The sequence below is a fragment of the Flavobacterium sp. genome (assembly GCF_025352425.1).
In the GTDB taxonomy this organism is placed as follows: domain Bacteria; phylum Bacteroidota; class Bacteroidia; order Flavobacteriales; family Flavobacteriaceae; genus Flavobacterium.
This window is the reverse complement of record NZ_JANXTI010000063.1, coordinates 1-17,096: the sequence shown is the minus strand read 5'-3', so window position 1 is coordinate 17,096 and position 17,096 is coordinate 1. Positions and strand designations below refer to the sequence as shown.

18 protein-coding genes and 1 other RNA gene are annotated in these 17,096 nt (G+C 36.7%); 8 read left to right on the top strand and 11 right to left on the bottom strand.

Annotation, left to right across the window (positions count from 1 at the left end; genetic code table 11):
* From Q0Q99_RS08400 to Q0Q99_RS08390, 3 genes are all read right to left on the bottom strand, one after another.
* The coding region (locus Q0Q99_RS08400; RefSeq protein ID WP_293894238.1) for a winged helix-turn-helix transcriptional regulator at positions 1 to 196 on the bottom strand (196 nt) is incomplete at its 3' end.
* 53 nt (positions 197 to 249) lie between these two features.
* A complete protein-coding gene (locus Q0Q99_RS08395) occupies positions 250 to 1,392 on the bottom strand; it encodes a M14 metallopeptidase family protein (RefSeq protein ID WP_293894235.1) in 1,143 nt (380 codons plus the stop codon).
* Positions 1,393 to 1,561: 169 nt separating this feature from the next.
* Complete coding sequence (locus Q0Q99_RS08390; RefSeq protein WP_293894232.1) at positions 1,562 to 2,134, bottom strand: 1-acyl-sn-glycerol-3-phosphate acyltransferase; 573 nt, start codon at positions 2,132 to 2,134, stop codon at positions 1,562 to 1,564.
* A gap of 59 nt (positions 2,135 to 2,193) precedes the next feature.
* Here Q0Q99_RS08390 and Q0Q99_RS08385 point away from each other — a divergent pair, with 59 nt between their 5' ends.
* Positions 2,194 to 2,856 (top strand): spermidine synthase, encoded by a 663-nt coding sequence (locus tag Q0Q99_RS08385; RefSeq protein ID WP_293894229.1) that lies wholly within the window; start codon positions 2,194 to 2,196, stop codon positions 2,854 to 2,856.
* Here the strand turns inward: Q0Q99_RS08385 and kdsB are convergent.
* The 3 genes from kdsB to Q0Q99_RS08370 are packed head-to-tail and all read right to left on the bottom strand — an operon-like array spanning position 2,848 to position 5,526.
* Entirely contained in the window at positions 2,848 to 3,573 is a 726-nt protein-coding gene (gene kdsB / locus Q0Q99_RS08380; protein ID WP_293894226.1) for a 3-deoxy-manno-octulosonate cytidylyltransferase, read from the bottom strand. The genes Q0Q99_RS08385 and kdsB overlap by 9 nt on opposite strands.
* 52 nt (positions 3,574 to 3,625) lie before the next feature.
* Positions 3,626 to 4,048 (bottom strand): EamA family transporter, encoded by a 423-nt coding sequence (locus tag Q0Q99_RS08375; protein WP_293894223.1) that lies wholly within the window; start codon positions 4,046 to 4,048, stop codon positions 3,626 to 3,628.
* A gap of 56 nt (positions 4,049 to 4,104) precedes the next feature.
* Positions 4,105 to 5,526 carry an AAA family ATPase gene (locus tag Q0Q99_RS08370; protein ID WP_293894219.1) on the bottom strand — a complete coding sequence of 474 codons (1,422 nt, stop codon included), beginning with the start codon at positions 5,524 to 5,526 and terminating at the stop codon, positions 4,105 to 4,107.
* An 84-nt stretch (positions 5,527 to 5,610) separates the two neighbouring features.
* On the opposite strand from Q0Q99_RS08370, the gene Q0Q99_RS08365 reads away from it, so the two are divergent.
* Positions 5,611 to 6,492, top strand: coding sequence for a DUF3822 family protein (locus tag Q0Q99_RS08365; protein WP_293894216.1), 882 nt, complete (start codon positions 5,611 to 5,613; stop codon positions 6,490 to 6,492).
* A complete protein-coding gene (locus tag Q0Q99_RS08360) occupies positions 6,489 to 7,061 on the top strand; it encodes an RsmD family RNA methyltransferase (RefSeq protein ID WP_293894213.1) in 573 nt (190 codons plus the stop codon). Before Q0Q99_RS08365 ends, Q0Q99_RS08360 begins: the two co-directional genes overlap by 4 nt.
* 3 nt (positions 7,062 to 7,064) lie before the next feature.
* Here Q0Q99_RS08360 and Q0Q99_RS08355 read toward each other — a convergent pair whose 3' ends face one another.
* Together Q0Q99_RS08355 and rnpB are read right to left on the bottom strand one after the other, a co-directional pair.
* Positions 7,065 to 7,733, bottom strand: a complete 669-nt coding sequence (locus Q0Q99_RS08355) for an FAD-binding oxidoreductase (RefSeq protein WP_293894210.1) — start codon at positions 7,731 to 7,733, stop codon at positions 7,065 to 7,067.
* Between the two features lie 59 nt (positions 7,734 to 7,792).
* An RNA gene (gene rnpB, locus Q0Q99_RS08350) (RNase P RNA component class A) lies at positions 7,793 to 8,110 on the bottom strand.
* A gap of 109 nt (positions 8,111 to 8,219) precedes the next feature.
* Between rnpB and Q0Q99_RS08345 the strand changes: the two genes are divergently transcribed.
* From Q0Q99_RS08345 to dnaX, 4 genes are all read left to right on the top strand, one after another.
* Positions 8,220 to 8,639, top strand: coding sequence for a hypothetical protein (locus tag Q0Q99_RS08345; RefSeq protein WP_367175012.1), 420 nt, complete (start codon positions 8,220 to 8,222; stop codon positions 8,637 to 8,639).
* On the top strand, positions 8,639 to 9,709 hold the full coding sequence (locus tag Q0Q99_RS08340; RefSeq protein ID WP_293894208.1) for a DNA topoisomerase IB: 1,071 nt from the start codon (positions 8,639 to 8,641) through the stop codon (positions 9,707 to 9,709). The genes Q0Q99_RS08345 and Q0Q99_RS08340 overlap by 1 nt, the downstream gene beginning before the upstream one ends.
* Positions 9,710 to 9,859: 150 nt before the next feature.
* Positions 9,860 to 10,159, top strand: a complete 300-nt coding sequence (locus tag Q0Q99_RS08335; protein ID WP_293894206.1) for a hypothetical protein — start codon at positions 9,860 to 9,862, stop codon at positions 10,157 to 10,159.
* Between the two features lie 92 nt (positions 10,160 to 10,251).
* A complete protein-coding gene (gene dnaX, locus Q0Q99_RS08330; RefSeq protein ID WP_293894203.1) occupies positions 10,252 to 12,015 on the top strand; it encodes a DNA polymerase III subunit gamma/tau in 1,764 nt (587 codons plus the stop codon).
* A gap of 191 nt (positions 12,016 to 12,206) precedes the next feature.
* On the opposite strand, the gene Q0Q99_RS08325 is transcribed toward dnaX, so the two are convergent.
* The 3 genes from Q0Q99_RS08325 to Q0Q99_RS08315 all read right to left on the bottom strand — a co-directional run bounded on the left by Q0Q99_RS08325 (position 12,207) and on the right by Q0Q99_RS08315 (position 15,789).
* On the bottom strand, positions 12,207 to 13,097 hold the full coding sequence (locus Q0Q99_RS08325; protein ID WP_293894200.1) for an exopolyphosphatase: 891 nt from the start codon (positions 13,095 to 13,097) through the stop codon (positions 12,207 to 12,209).
* A gap of 62 nt (positions 13,098 to 13,159) precedes the next feature.
* Complete coding sequence (ppk1, locus tag Q0Q99_RS08320) at positions 13,160 to 15,301, bottom strand: polyphosphate kinase 1 (protein ID WP_293894197.1); 2,142 nt, start codon at positions 15,299 to 15,301, stop codon at positions 13,160 to 13,162.
* 2 nt (positions 15,302 to 15,303) lie between these two features.
* The gene (locus tag Q0Q99_RS08315) at positions 15,304 to 15,789 is read right to left on the bottom strand and encodes a histidine phosphatase family protein (RefSeq protein WP_293894194.1); all 486 of its coding nucleotides are present in this window, start codon (positions 15,787 to 15,789) and stop codon (positions 15,304 to 15,306) included.
* Between the two features lie 605 nt (positions 15,790 to 16,394).
* Between Q0Q99_RS08315 and Q0Q99_RS08310 the strand changes: the two genes are divergently transcribed.
* Positions 16,395 to 17,096: SprB repeat-containing protein (locus Q0Q99_RS08310; RefSeq protein ID WP_293894191.1), on the top strand; the 702-nt coding region annotated here is incomplete at its 3' end.

Sequence of the window (17,096 nt, the reverse complement as noted above, 5' to 3'; positions counted from 1 at the left end):
AACCAAGTTTTTCATAGTCCAGCGACAATGAAGAACCCATAATTATTCCTTGGTCTTCCATTTTCTTAACTCTTACATGCACAGTCCCTGCTGATATCAACAGTTTTTTTGCAATGTCTGTAAAAGGAATTCTGGTGTTGTCAATCAACATATCCAGGATTTGGTGGTCTACTTCGTCTAATTTAAACTTACTCATAAAATATAATTTTGTTAAAATATAATTTTAAAGTCCAAAGTGTAAAAGAAAAGTTAGCTAAGCTGTGCTCCGTTGACGATTCTAATGTTCTTTCCTAAATAAAAGTTAGCTTTCTTCTCCAGAATTGGAAAATTACCTTCTTCGTCATTATAAATTTCGCCTTTAGCGTCAATTTCTACATGACCAAAGTAATTTTCTAAATTATCAATCTGGGCAATTTCTGCTTCAAAAGTTATTTTTCCCTTGTTTAGAACTTCTTTGAACTGAGCAGCAAAATTGATAATTTTTTCGGTACTATCATAATTTATTTTAACATTTTTATAAACAAAATCATAAAATACGACTTTATTTTGCGAAATTTTTAGATAATCAGTGATTTCACTGCGAACTATATCGTTTTCGTTCAAAAACCTAATTCCGGAAACTAAAGAGATAAAAATATACTTTCTAGTGATTTCTCTTTCATAATCGTTAGCAAAATGCCCTGCTTCAAAAAGTACTGTTGGCACATTTAAGTATTGAAAAGTATCACCAACACAATTTAAATTAAACGAATCATCAAATCGTCCCACCTGGTTTGGAATAAATTGTTGCAGAGTATGGTTCATCGCTACAATGACATTCATAGCTTTAATTCGAACCTCGTTGATATCTCGATTTTGATTAAAAGCCGGCGCCAAAAAGGAAACTGTAGCCGAATGTCCTGAATCCCCAGCACCATAAATAGTACGTTGGTCATGAAGATTATAACAGTAATCAGGTTGAAAATTTTCAAATGTTTGTCGAAGCGCAACACTTTCGGGCTGTGAAAGATTTTGGGCATCACGATTTAAATCTATTCCATTTGCGTTTTCCCGAGTATACAATTCGGCACCATCAGGATTCAGCATTGGCAACAAACAAAAAGTAAAATTGTCTAAAAGAAGATTGCTTTCTTTAGTATTGGAATGCAGGTAGTTTATAAAGTCGAACAACGCTTTGGTTGTAGTGCCCTCATTTCCGTGCATTTGTGACCACATTAAAATTTTGGTTTTACCTGTTCCAAATTGTAATTTAAAAATTGGCTTTCCCAGAACAGATTTTCCAATAATTTCGGGCTGGTGTTTTAGAATCAAACGTTCAGTATGCAGCAATGAGATATATCTTCCAAAAAGGTGTTCTTCATTATACTGTTGATGTAGTGCTAAATAATCCATAAACGAAATTTACACAAATGTAAGTAACGAAAATCATTTGCATAAAAAAACCTTTGATAATAACTATCAAAGGTTTAAGCTAACACTAGATTCTAATTTGTTTTTCATAGCAATTATTCCCGTGTTAAGCGATTCGGATACTATTTAATATTTCTGAGGACAATGCTATTTACGAGAAAATTTTTTGATTGGATTCGAACATAAAACTTCCTTCCGGAATTCTGCCTCTAACATCTTTAAAGTGCGGTAGAATAATTCTCATATCGTGTTCGTAATTGCCCTTGGGATAAACCGGATTTCCAACCCTAACCTCTTTTTTGCCATAGTCAAAAGCCACCGGAATAATTGGAACATTGGCTTTTAAAGCGATAAAATAAAATCCCGTGCGGAGTTCTGATACTTTTTTTCGTGTGCCTTCAGGCGATAATGCTAAGCGAAACGTATCATGTTTGTTGAATAATTCAACCGTTGCATCTACATTCTTTCCTCCACTTCGGTCTAACGGTGCACCGCCAACACTTCGGAAATAATAACCAAACGGAAACGCAAACAATTCCTTTTTGCCTACAAAATTGATTTCAACATTCATAATTCCGCGAACAAGCAAGGCAATAAAAAAATCTAAATTGGATGTATGCGGAATAACGATGACAATACATTTTTTGATAGACGAATCAAGTGTACCTTTCAATTTCCAACCGATTAACCGGAAGTAAATAAATTTGTAAAGTCGCTTTTTCATGCCGATTTATTTTTCGTAAATTTAGTATTTCTGCCTTACTTTTGAGAAAATATTTAGTGATGGTGCAAAAACTGTTAAGCTATTTTATTCCGATTAACATTTACCAAAAAAACTCTGCCGTTAGCAAGTCGCTTGAAGTAACATGGAATAACGGCGAATTGGTTTTAGACAGTAAAAGCACGAATTATTCGTATGGAAGTTTGCAGCGAATACTTAGAAAAGGCCTGAGATATATCGGCTTTGAGCGGATTCGGAATTTTAAAAGTGTGTTGGTTCTTGGCGTTGCCGGTGGCAGCGTAATTAAAACCCTAGTTGATGAAATAAAATTTAAAGGAAAAATCACTGGTGTTGAAATTGACGAAGCCGTTATTGCAATAGCCAACCAGTATTTTGAGCTGGATAAAATTCCGAATCTGGAGATTGTGATTGATGATGCTTTTGAATATGTTTTGAAAACGAAGCACAAGTATGATCTAATTATCATTGATATTTTCGAAGATACTACTATGCCTAACTTTCTTTTTCAGGATTTTTTCATCAATCGGATTAATTCGCTGCTGAATTTGAACGGTTTTATTCTGTTTAATACAATGGTCATCAACAAAACACAGGAAGAGCGAAACCTGATTTATAAATCAAAATTTGGTGGCAATTATTCGCTGAGAATGTATCCGAAAGTGGAAACGCACAATGAATTGTTTACGATTAAAAAACTACAATAGATTTCTGGCTTGCTCCAAATCTTCGGGTGTGTCAATTCCGATGCTACCTTGATTGGTTTCCACCATTCTTATACGTTTGCCAAATTCTAAGTAGCGTAGTTGTTCCAGTTTTTCGGAAGCTTCGAGCGATTTCATTGGTAAACGATAAAAATCAAGAAGAGCCTGTTTACGAAAAGCATAAATTCCGATGTGTTTCATATAGCGAACTCCCGCATTTTCATCTCGTGGATACGGAATTACGGAACGCGAAAAGTACAAGGCGAAGCCATTTTGATCGGTTACCACTTTTACATTATTTGGATTTTCGATTTCTGCAGAATCCGTAATTTGAAACATCAGCGACGCCAAATCTACTTTTTGGTCAAAATCATTTCGAAAAACATCCAACACTTTTGCCAATGGTTCTTTATTGATAAAAGGTTCATCGCCCTGCACATTTACAACAATATCAACATCAAGTTTTTCAACAGCTTCAGCAATTCTGTCGCTGCCACTTTCGTGTTCCTTAACGCTCATAATGGCTTTGCCACCATTGTTGATGATTTCGTCGTAAATGAAAATAGAATCCGTAACCACAAAAACATCGTTAAACAAATTGGTGTTTACCGCCGATTCATACGTACGCTGAATAACTGTTTTTCCGCCCAAATCCTGCATAAGTTTCGCAGGAAAACGTGTAGAAGCATAACGGGCGGGGATTACGGCGATGATTTTCATTAAGAATAATAAAATTTAAGTATGGCTAATATACAAAGTTGCTTTGGCATTTTTATTTCAACGTTAAAATTAAAAGTCCAGTGAGGATGAACGTTCCGCCAATAGCAGTTTTCCAGGAAAATTGTTCGTTTAAAACAATAAAGGAAAGTAATAAAGTAATTATAATACTTCCTTTGTCAATCAGAGCAACCTGTGACACGTTCCCGATTTTTATCGCCTTGTAATAGAAAATCCAGGATAAAGAAGTGGTAACACCTGAAATAGCGAGGAATACAATATCCATTTTAGTCAAATTCCTAAAATCTTTAACCGATTGAAAGATAAACACATTAAGCCAAACTATCACAAAAACAACAACGGTTCGCACCGCCAAACCCGTATCGGAACTTACATTTTTCAATCCCATTTTGGCAATAACCGAAGTTAATCCCGCAAAGAACATCGAAATCAACGAATAGACAATCCAGTTTTTCATTTTAAATGGCTTAGTTGCTGAATGGCAAAGTTACTGAGTTTTTTTCTTTTTGGATACTATTCATTAAAACTCTCATCCTTAAAACCAATCAAATACAGTTTGTCTTTCGCGCGCGTTACGGCAGTGTATAACCAACGAATATAATCCAAGTCTACGCCATTGGGCAGATAAGGCTGCTCAACAAAAACTGTATTCCATTGTCCGCCCTGCGATTTATGACAGGTAATGGCATAAGAGAATTTCACTTGCAGCGCATTGAAATATTCATTGCTTTTTACTTTTAGGAACTTGCGGTATTGCGCTTCACCTTCGTAATCCTTCATCACTTCCTGATACAAATGATTGCTTTCGTCATACGTCAGTGACGGTGATTCACTCGTAATTGTATTTAATAACAACATCGTTTCAAACGGTTTCTGGTCGGGATAATCCACCATTCTGATTTTGACTTTGGCAAACTTAAAATCATACAATTCCTTGAAACCAAAAATTTCGAGAACCTCAACAATATCGCCATTGGCAATAAATCCCGCTTCATCGGTTTCTTTTAACCAAAAATAATTGTTCTTCACAACCATCAGATAATCGCCAACAGACAAATCGCTTTCCTTATCCAAAATCTTCGAGCGTATTTGCTGGTTGTATTGATTCGCCCGTTTATTGGAACGCACTATAAAGCAGGTGTCTTCAATACTGTAATTACTGTACGCGCTTTGGATTGCATCCTCAATATCGAAACCGTCCGTGAGCCTAACAATATCTTTATAACCTTTGAGATTGAATTTGAAATCATCCAGAAACGAACTCTTTAATAATTCCCTCAATTCAGTGGCGTTATATAAAATCCCTGAATATTCTTCCTGCCGCATTACTTCATCCAACTCAATGGAAAAAATCTCTTTATTGTAATTCAGAGCTAATTTTTCGGTATCCAATGCCGGACTTACGTCTAATTGCACCGGTGGTAACTGAGCTGTATCGCCGAGTAAAATCATTTTACAATTCTGACCGTTATAAACATAAGAAATCAAATCATCCAGTAGCGAACCGTTTTCATATAGTTTGGCTTCGGTGTTCACATCTGAAATCATTGAAGATTCATCAACAATAAATATGGTATTCTTATATTTATTGGTCTGCATCGTAAACGAAACACCACCCGATTTTCCTTTTTTCGGAAAATAAATTTTCTTGTGAATCGTAAACGCCGGTTTGTTCGAATAATTGGCAATGACTTTCGCAGCCCTACCTGTAGGCGCCAGTAAAACATATTTTTTATCGATGGAACTAAGATTATTAACTATCGTCGAAATTACAGTGGTTTTCCCCGTTCCGGCGTAACCTTTCAGGACAAATATCTCATTCGAATTGGAGTTGGTCAGGAAATCGGCAATCTTCTGAAAAAAAATATCCTGCTTTACAGTTGGCTGAAACGGAAACTGTCTTTGTAACAAACTGTAAAACTGGCTGGAAGTCATTTGGATTTATTCTGGAAATTGAATTTCAAATATAATGATTTAGAATATAGAAAATAGAGAAAAGAAATAGATAAACCGTGCAAAATGTTACGGATACTGAGACAAATTCAGTATAAATTTGTAAGTTTGCCATCCGCACTAATTCAAAATAATATGTGGCAAAACAGCAGCGTTATAGACAAAATGTATCAAAAACTGGCAATTCAGGTTTCGCTGAATGGGTTGTCTTTTGCTACTTTTGACACGCTGACTAACAAAGCGACGATGCTGAAAAAAGTGGCGCTAGGGAAAGTCAATCTTACTACTAAAGTAGAGGATTTATTTGCAGAAGCATTTCAGAAACATCAGGAACTCACCGCCAGTTATGACGAAGTTGTCATCATTCATAGTAATAACCTTTCGACTTTTGTGCCAACAGCATTATTTGACGAAGAGTATTTAGGAAGCTATCTGCAGTTTAATACTAAAGTATTTGAGACGGATTTTTTTGCTTATGATGAATTAGGCAATTATGAGATGAACAATGTGTATATTCCGTATGTGAACCTAAATAATTATTTCATTGACCAGTTTGGCACTTTTGATTACAAGCACGCCAATACGGTTTTGGTAAAAAAATTATTGGATGTTTCCAAAAACACGGAGGAACCAAAAATGTTCGTGCACATAAGCGACACGCATTTCGAGATTGTCGTTATCCAAAATCAAAAATTGCAGCTTTATAATTCCTTTGAATATAAAACGCCCGAAGATTTTCTTTATTATATTCTATTTACAGCCGAGCAATTACACTTGAATCCTGAGAGTTTCAAGTTAGACCTTTTAGGCAAAATTGCCGAAGGTGATGTGCTCTATAACATGGCGTACAAATATGTCCGCAATACCAATTTGTTTGATGTGAGCTTTATGTTGGGTTCTTTAACTGAAGACGAAAAGCGCGAACATTTTATATTGTTGCACTCATGAGAATCATCTCAGGCAAATTTAAAGGCAGACGAATAGCACCACCAAAAAATCTTCCCGTTCGTCCTACTACCGACATGAGCAAAGAAGCGTTGTTCAACGTTTTGAACAATCATTTTAATTTTTCAGAATTAAAGGTATTGGAACTTTTTGCCGGAACCGGAAGCATCAGCTATGAATTTGGCTCGCGCGGTTGTTCCCCAATTCTATGTGTTGACGGGGATATTGGCTGTATAAACTTCATTAAAAAAACCGCAAAGGAATTTGAGTTTGATATTACAGCCATAAAAAGCGATGTGTTTAAATTTCTGGAGAAACATTCCGGCAATTACGATATTATCTTTGCTGATCCGCCTTACGGCATGGCTCAAAAGGAATTCGAGAAAATGGTTGAACTTATCTTTGAAAAGGAATTACTTGACGAAGAAGGAATGTTAATTGTCGAACATTCGAAATACACCAAACTGGACAAAATGCCCAATTATTCGTTCCAAAAGAATTACGGTGGTTCAGTGTTTACGTTCTTCGTACCGACGCTTCGGGATGAATCAGAAGACGAAAATCAGGAATAGGTTTTACTTTTCAAAAATTAAGGTATCCGCTTCAGCGCCCAAATCAAGTAGGTAGTTAGTCATGTCTTTTACAAAATTATCAGGACCACAGACATAAAAATGCTGTCCGAAATCATTAATATTATCAATCAGAAAATTGCGGTCAATTCTTTTCCCCACATATCCTATTGTATTTTCCCGGGTTAAAACATTGATAAAATTTCTCTTGAGCATTTTATATAATTCAGAGCCCATAATGATGTCATCTGAAGTTTTATTGACGTAAATGAGTCGGTTATCTTTGATTTGATTGTGTCTGTATAATTCCCTGAAAATAGAAATAAACGGAGTGATTCCGGTTCCAGCAGCTAAAAACACTCCTGGTTTTTCATACTTAAGTGTTCCAAAAACATCGTGTAAAATCAGTTCATCTCCGCTGTTAACAGTACCCAACATTTTTGTCACTCCATCATGATCACGGTATAATTTAATTATGAATTCCAAAGATTTAGATTCCCGTAAACTCGTAAAGGTAAAAGGGCGCAATTTATCCTTCCAATCCGGCAGATTAATTGAAATGTCGGTCGCTTGTCCGGGAATGAAGTCGTATCCTAAAGGTTTTTCTACAACAAATCGTTTTACATCGTGGGTGATGAATTTCGCTTCGAGAACTTTTACAATGTATTCGCTCATAACTTTGGTTTAATTGGGCAAAAACAAAGTTAATACTATTTACGAAGAAAAGTGAAAGAAAAAAAAGCAGACCTATAAGCCGGATTCTGTATCTTGTCCCGAATCGTCGGGACAAAACCCTTATCATTTATCTAGCCTCGCTGTTACCAACGAGATCAAGCTTCCTACCCTTCGGCAACGGACGAGTAATCCTTAAATGCCGATATACTTGGAATTTCACCGCATAGAGTTTACCTGGTTTCACTACAGCATTACCTGTACCTGCTTTCTGTTGCACTTGTCCTCGTTTTTCAACGGTTGGGCGTTACCCAATATGCTACTCTGTGGTGTCCGGACTTTCCTTCCCAATTTCTCAGGACGATAAGGCGGTCTGCGGTGCAAACTTACAATAATAATTTTATAACAAACTGAATTAATTCTGTAACCTAAAGGCATGGTTAAACAGTAATTTTAATGTGATAAATAACCAGTTAAATCAAAGTAACTATGGATCCACATATGTATCATTATGCCCCTGTTTCTCAAGCTTTGGACGAATTAAAAGAAAAAGGCTTTACAGTTGATTTCAATAGTCAGGAAGGGCGAATTATAAACAGTCCGCATGATTTTAAAATTGTGGAAGTCTATTATTATGAAGGTGAAAGTGATCCGGGTGATGAAGCTACGGTTTACGGAATCAAATCGAGTACTGGAGAAAAAGGCGTTTTTGTTGCCGGAGCTTCCGCTTATACTGATAAAAGTGCGGCCATGGTACTGAATGAACTCAGCATCAAAAATAAAAAGGACCCGGAAGAACATCCCGAAATGAATCCCGAAACCAGTCAGGAACCAAAACCGCAGGAAGACCACAAACCACGGGAAGACCATAAAATCAGGGAGAAGGTCAAACTTATTGACCTCTTATAATGCAACGACTACAATCCAAACTGGAGAAAATTGGACGAAATCCCAAAATCACCGCCAAATCCGTCGGACTAAGATATTTCATAGCTATTAATAGCGGCTTTTACCGCGTGCGAAAAGGTGAAGGTTTTGTTTTTATGGACGAGAATAAAAAACTCGTTCGTGATAAAACCACTTTAGAGCGAATCAAGAAACTAGTAATTCCACCGGCATGGGAAAATGTTTGGATTTCGCCTTTTGAAAACGGGCATCTTCAGGCCACTGGCATTGATGCAAAAGGTCGCAAGCAATATCGGTATCATCAGGAATGGAATAAAATCCGCAACCAATCCAAATTTCATAAGCTTCGGAGTTTTGCATTAGCGCTGCCACAAATTAGAAAACAAGTTGAAATCGATCTGAATAAAAAAGGTTTGCCCTTTGAAAAAGTTGTGGCATTGGTCGTAAAACTTATTGAGTTGACCAATATCCGAATTGGAAATGATGCGTACAAAAAGCTATACGGTTCTTTTGGATTAACGACATTACAGAACGACCATGTGCAATTTACCAAGAACAAAATTTACTTTGAATTCATTGGCAAAAAAGGAATAAAGCACAAAATGAGTCTGGAAAGCACGAAACTGGCTAATCTTGTCAAAAAATGCCAAGACATTCCGGGACAGGATTTATTCCAATATTATGATGATAATGGCAACCATCGCTGCATCACTTCTTCCGATATTAATAACTATTTGAAAACCGTGACAGGTGAAGATTTTACTGCAAAGGATTTTCGTTGCTGGGCAGGAAGCGTGAATGCGCTGGGTGCTTTTCAAAAATTATCGCAACCTGAAAATGAAAAGGAATTTAAACACAAAGTTGTAGAAGTTTTGGACGAAGTCGCATCCAAACTAGGAAACACGCGAACGGTCTGCAAAAAATACTACGTGCATCCAACAGTAATCGCAGCTTTCGAAAAAGGTTCCATTTGGAATTACAAACCCGAAACTAAAGATACTGAACTTAATGAAGAAGAATGTGCCTTGGTTATCTTACTCGAAAATGAGACGATAGCAGAAGTTGTATGCTGATTTTAGAAGCTTTATCCAGCTATCCGTTGCAATCTGTCATTGCGAGGAACGAAGCAATCTCATCATGATTGTATTACGCAATGTCAGGATTTCCACTTCTATCTGGGCTAGGGCTTTTGCCTTGTCAACAAAAATCGTTACTTTTATGATATGAAAAACATATATCACTATGCTTCTGTTTTAAAAGCCCTGGAAGAACTCAAAGCTATGGGTTTTAACGTCGACTTCAATCTACAGAAAGAAGCTATTTATAATAATCCTGACAATTATGAAATCCTGCACATTTACCGATACGAAGGCGAATCCAATCCTGATGACGAAGCCATCGTTTACGGCATTAAGTCCAACAGCGGAGAGAAAGGAGTTTTTGTAGCTGGTTTTTCGCCCAATTCAGAGAGTGAGGCTGCCAAAGTTTTACACGAATTAAGCATCAGGGGAAATAAACATTAGATTCATAAATTGTGGAAAAGTTTTTTCCAAATAACCACATTCCCAAATAACCAAATCAACAATTATTCTATATTTGTATTCCAGTAAAATCTATGGAACAATTTGTAGTATCTGCCCGTAAATACCGCCCGCAAACGTTTAAAGACGTTGTCGGACAGCAAGCTATTACAAACACTTTACTCAACGCCATAGAAAACAATCACTTAGCTTCCGCATTATTATTTACCGGACCAAGAGGCGTTGGGAAAACAACCTGCGCGAGGATTTTGGCACGCAAAATTAACCAACCCGGTTATGATGACCCAAATGAGGATTTTGCCTTCAATGTATTTGAGCTCGATGCGGCGTCAAACAACTCGGTTGATGACATCAGAAGTCTGATTGACCAGGTTCGTATACCGCCACAAACCGGAAAATATAAAGTGTATATCATTGACGAGGTACACATGTTGTCTTCGGCAGCATTCAATGCGTTTTTGAAAACGTTGGAAGAACCGCCAAAGCACGCCATATTTATTTTGGCTACGACCGAAAAGCACAAAATTATTCCAACGATATTATCACGCTGCCAGATTTTTGACTTTAAAAGAATAACGGTTAAAGATGCAAAAGAACATTTAGCTGAAGTGGCAAAAAGTCAAGGTGTGGAATTTGAAGATGACGCTTTACATATCATTGCCCAAAAAGCGGACGGCGCGATGCGTGATGCTTTGTCAATATTTGACCGAGTGGTTTCCTATTGCGGGAACAACTTGACACGCCAGGCGGTTACTGAAAATCTGAATGTTTTAGATTATGAGACTTACATCAATATGACCGATTTGATTTTGGAAAACAAAATCCCGGAAGTGTTGATGGCTTATAATGATATTTTATCCAAAGGCTTTGATGGTCATCATTTCATTGCCGGATTGGCATCGCATTTTAGGGATTTATTGGTCGCCAAAACCCCGGCCACGCTTTCCTTATTGGAAATGGGTGAAGCGGCACAAAAATTATACGGACAGCAATCGCAAAAAGTAGCTTCGGCATTTTTGTTGAAAGGCATTGACATTGCAAACGATTGTGATTTGAAATATAAGGTTTCCCAAAACCAACGCCTATTGGTAGAACTCGCGCTAATGCAGTTAAGCTCTATCGATTTTGATGGAGAAAAAAAAAAGCCTGAGTTTATAATTCCGCCTGCGTATTATCGTAATAACAGTTATTCTATTTCGGAAGTTAAGCAGCCATTAGCCGAAAGCCAAAAACCATTTGTAGAAGAAGTTCCGAAGGCAGCAGAAATTGAAGATATTAGCTCTGGTCCGTTGGGCGATGCCTCGGATGCATCATCCGTCGCAATGACAGTGGAAGAACTTCCGGCAGAAAACGAAAAGCCTCCTCTATCAAATCAACCGAAGGTTTCTTCGATGTCATTAAAAAGTGTATCGCATAGAAAGGAATTGACTGAAAATTTAAAATCTACAGTAAAGGAAGTTACCCATCTGCCGAGCGAGTCGTTCACTGAAACTGAAATGCTGGAACAATGGGTAAAGTATGCTGAACGTTTAAATGAAAAAGGGCAGCATATAGTGGCTTCATTATTAACGATTAATAATCCAACACTCGACGGAACGACAATAATTCATGAATTACCTAATGAAAGTTCTAAAATAGATTTTGAAAAAGACAAGGAACTTTTAGGGTATCTTCAATCAAGATTACATAACCATGATATAACTATAAATGTAATTGTCAATGAAACTTTAGTACTTAAAAAAAGCACTAGAGCAATAGATAAATACAACCGATTGGTTGAATTGAATCCGAACTTGGAGTTGATGCGAAACCTTTTTGGGTTGGAGGTTAATGAGTAGTTACTATTTATATTTTCTATCCTTAATGATTCCCATCAAAAAGCTTAATCCTACCAAAGACATGGCAATTATTCCTAAATAATGCCCCTTATTAGTTGAAAAGCTTAAATCTTGATAGTTTAAACTGTAGATATGAAATCCTAAAAGGGGTATGCAGACAATGAGGCAAATGATTCTATATGTTTTCATAATTATAATTTTCCCTGATACATTGCTTTTACTATTCCATCGGCCAAACCAATTTTTGGCACAAATAATTGTCGGGCTCCGCTCCATTTCATAGCGTTTAAATATATTCTGGTTGCAGGTATAATTACATCGGCACGGTCAGTGTTTAGTGCTAGTTCGGCGATACGCTGTTCGTAAGTCAATGAATTCAAATATTGATATTGTGAATTCAGGTATAGATACGACAACGGTTTGTCCTGCAATTTGCCCGATAGTTTGAATAGCTTATTGATATTTCCTCCGGAACCTATAAGGATAACGTTGTCAAATTCTTCGGTATTTGTTTTAATCCATTTTTCTATTTCATCCCACACGATATCACATACCATGTTATTGAGCATACGAACGGTTCCAATTTTGAACGATTTGGACGCAATCATTTTTCCATCCGTAAACAAAGAAAACTCGGTGCTTCCGCCGCCAACATCAACATATAAATAGGTTTGGTCGGTTTTTAGGAAATCGTGCAAATCAGAAGACGCGATAATAGTTGCTTCAATCTTGCCGTCGATGATATCAATATCAATGTCACATTTTTCTCTGATAGTATCGGCAACTTCCTTCCCATTATAGGCTTCGCGCATAGCAGATGTAGCGCACGCTTTGTACTTTTCTACCTTATACACTTTCATCAACAGTTTAAACGCTTTCATTGCATCAATCATTCTGTCGATATTTTCCTCCGAGATTTCCCCAACGGTAAAAGCATCTTGCCCCAAACGAATTGGCACCCGAATCAACGAACTCTTATTAAATTGCGGTTCCTTATCTTGTTGTTCTACAATATTTGTAATAAGCAATCGCATGGCATTAGACCCAATATCGATAGCGGCATATTTTTTTATTGAAATCATTACAGGTAATTTATTTCGCTGCGCTACATACAATTCGGCGGCGCCTCGGGTCGGTTATTCGTTTATTTGGTTATTTGGGTTTTCGCTATTGGCGTATTTTGGTTGCCTTCAAGTCTGTCTTTATAGTAATTATAAGTCTGATGTTGCGCACGGAAAACAGGTTCACCTTCAGCACGAACACGGTATTTGTTTTCAAATTTCTCTGAATGATAACGCGCTTTTACGTTCCCTTTCCAACCTACATTAAAGGTATCAATAATTTGTTTTTTAATGTCTTCGTCATATATCGGACAGGTTACTTCTACCCGACCGTCTAAATTACGTGTCATAAAATCGGCTGATGAAATATAGACTTCGGGATCATCATTGTTGCAAAAAATATAGCAACGGGAATGTTCTAAAAAATAGTCAACAATACTCACCGCTTCTATGTTTTCGCTCATTCCTTTTATACCTGGAATTAAGGAACAAATGCCACGCACCTGCAATTTAATCTTTACTCCCGCATTACTGGCTTCGTATAATTTATCAATTATTGGGTAATCCGAAATGCTGTTCATTTTTAAATTTATGTAGGCAGGACGGCCCATAATGGCGTTATTTATTTCCCTCTCAATTAACTTGTAGAACCTGGAGCGTGTGTAATGTGGCGATACAATCAAGTGTTTGTACCGATGGATTCTGTAATTAACATCGAAGAAATCAAAGATTTTAGAAACGTCCTTCAGGATTTGTTGGTGACTGGTAAAAAGTGTTAAATCGGTATAGATTTTGGCCGTACTCTCGTTGAAGTTCCCTGTAGAAATAAAGCCGTACCGTTTTAGTTTTCCTTCTTCGATTCGGTCAATTAGACAAATTTTACTGTGCACTTTTAAGCCTTTGATACCAAAAATAAGCTCAATTCCTTCCTGTTGCATTTGCTCGGCATACGAAATATTACTGGCTTCATCAAAACGTGCCTGAAGTTCTATCTGAACCGTAACCTTTTTACCATTTTTGGCAGCATTAATCAGCGAACTAACGATTTGGGAGTTTTTTGCCAAACGATATAAAGTGATTTTAATAGTTGTTACCTTTGGGTCCAAAGCAGCTTCACGCAAGAACTTTATCAGATAAGAAAATGACTGAAACGGGGCATTTATTAAATAATCTTTCTTTGCAATCTTATTCAAAAGACTGCCGTCAAGTGACAAGCCTTCCACCGGAAGCGGCACTCTTGGCGGATACAACAAATCAAAACGACCAAGGTTGGGAAAGTTCATGTAGTCACGACGGTTATGATATCTTCCGCCGGGAATAACACCATCCGAAACATCGATACCCATTTTGGTAAGGAAAAATTTAAGTGTGTCTTTTTCAATATGCTGATCATAAACAAACCGAACCGGTTCGCCAATACGCCTTTCTTTTACCGAAGTTGCAATCTTTTCGAGCATGCTTTTGCTCATGTCACTATCTATGTCCAATTGCGCATCACGCGTAATTTTTATCATGTGCGCCGAAATGCTTTCATAATCAAAAATATTGAAAATGCTGCTCAAATTATAACGGATTAAATCATCGAGCATTATGAGGTATTGCTTACCGTCTTTGTTTGGAAGTTCTACAATACGGTTGGTATTTTTCGGAATTTCGATAATGGCATAGCGTACTTCAGGTTTGGTTATAACAAAACCCAGCACTTTAGATTTTGGCTCAGATTTCATTACTAATTTAACAGCTAAATAACCAGAAGTGTCTTTTAACAAAGGAAATTCTGCCAGATCATTTAAGATAATCGTAACAAGTTCCGGGCTTATTTTTTGGATAAAAAAATCTTTAATAAAGTTCTCATGTTCTTCTGACACTTCCTTTTCGTCGATTATAATGACGTTTTGCTTTACTAATTCTTTTTCAATTTCTTTAAGCACACGCAAACTTTCTGTCTGTTGTTTAATTACAATTTCGGTAATATCTTTAACAAGTTGCGGAGCTGAAATTCCACCAAGAATTTTCTCTCCCGAAACGCCGGACAAGCTCAGACGCCGAATTGCCGCAAATCGGACACGGAAAAATTCATCTAAATTATTGGAAAAAATCCCTATAAAACGAAGCCTTTCTAATAAAGGAACCGCTTCATCTGCGGCTTCCTGTAAAACCCTGGCATTAAATGCCAGCCAACTTTTTTCTCTGTCTATATAACGAAATCCTGAATCTGTACTCATATTTATTTTAAATCACTTGGGAAAATAACTTTCTTGGTAACACCTTTTTCTATGTCATTCCAGGAGTTATTGTCAAATATAATATTTACAAATCCGCAAGTGGAAACATTATCGATAAAGATGTCCCCAAATTTATTGACAAAATTTGTAATTGCCTCATTGTGTCCAAAAAGAATTAAGTTATCGTAATTGCCTGGACATGATTTTATGATTCGTTCGAGTTTTTTTTCGTCAAAAGTGTATAACTCTTCTTTAAATATAATGCTTTCTAATGGGAAGGAAATATTCTGGGCGAATATAATTGCTGTTTCCGAAGCTCTTTTGGCTATACTGCTCCAAACTAAAAATGATTTTGGAATTTGGTTACCAATATGAGAAGAAACCAAATGTGCATCCTGAATACCTCTACTGGTCAGAGGTCTATCAACATCCCGAAGTGGCGCTCCCCAACTTGATTTGGCGTGACGCACTAAAAATAGTTGTTTCATATAAAAAATTATTAGTACGCTAAATTTAAGTTTTTATATCATATAAAATAGATTTTATTAAAGACTTTAAAAACTGTTTTACTAATTTAAAATGTGAAAATATTCAGGAAATTTTACACTTATTTATCTAAACGGTTTTTGTAGACACTACTTATAAATAAAAGTTAAAATAAAAATATGTTATAAACATCTTATTAATAATTTATTATTGCAGTATTTTTCTATTTAAAAATGTTAAATTATGCACTTTATCTATGAAATAATGCATTTTGTCGATGTTTTTTTTGGGGGTTTAATTAAAACTATCTATTTTCGAACTGTGAAACCTAAATAAACAGAAAAAAGTAACCTTAAAATACCCAAAATTACCATGTCAAAAATCAAATATAACCCCAAAAAAACCTTAATCAAGAACTAGAAATTTAAAAAAGTGCATTTTGTCGAGTTTTTATGTTGGTCACAGATAAAATTGTTTTTTAAAAATACTCTGAAACTAAATTTGGTTCAATAGTATAAGCCCCATTATCTATCAACCTCATAAACAACTGCAAAGACCTCCCTGCCCAAAATACTTTTTTCAAATCTATTCTACTAATCCTAACTGTATGAAATCAAATTTTACACTTTCGAAGAATTTATGCGCTTTCTTGATACTTAATGTACTTTGTATATCAATGTCATTTGCGCAGACTTTTCCACCAGCTAACACTTCCTGTACATCTAAAGATCTTGAGCTTGTCGCCGCAAAATTGACAGGCGGAGGTACTTGTAACTCCTGTCCTACACCAACAACAATTACAAGAAACCTAGCATTAGGAATCAATAACACTACGGGATCCACCAGGACTTCGTTCGCCTTTTGGGGAACTGTTGAGATTTACAGCGGTACCACCGGTGCATTGATTTCATCATCAACCTGGACCGGATGTAACGGTCCACTTCCGGGTGGGGTGATAACTTATTTAGACTTTGGTAATATTACCTACACCTGTGGAGATATTATAAAGATTTCCGATATCTGGGAAGCCTGGACTACTTCCAGCGGAAACGAAACCTGTCCATTAAATCCCAATAACATTTCGCCTAAGTGTGGAAAAGTTCCATCCATTACTGTTAACGGTGGTGTAAACGGAGAATTTGTTAACATTGATTCGCAATGCGGTGGTGCTACGGGATCTTTAGATTTAACACCAACAGGAGGATTAGCTCCGTATACTTATTTATGGACAGCGTCAAATGGTGGTGTTATTCCCGCGGGACAATCGGCCAGCCAGGATCTTACGGGTTTAGTACCTGGCACTTATTCT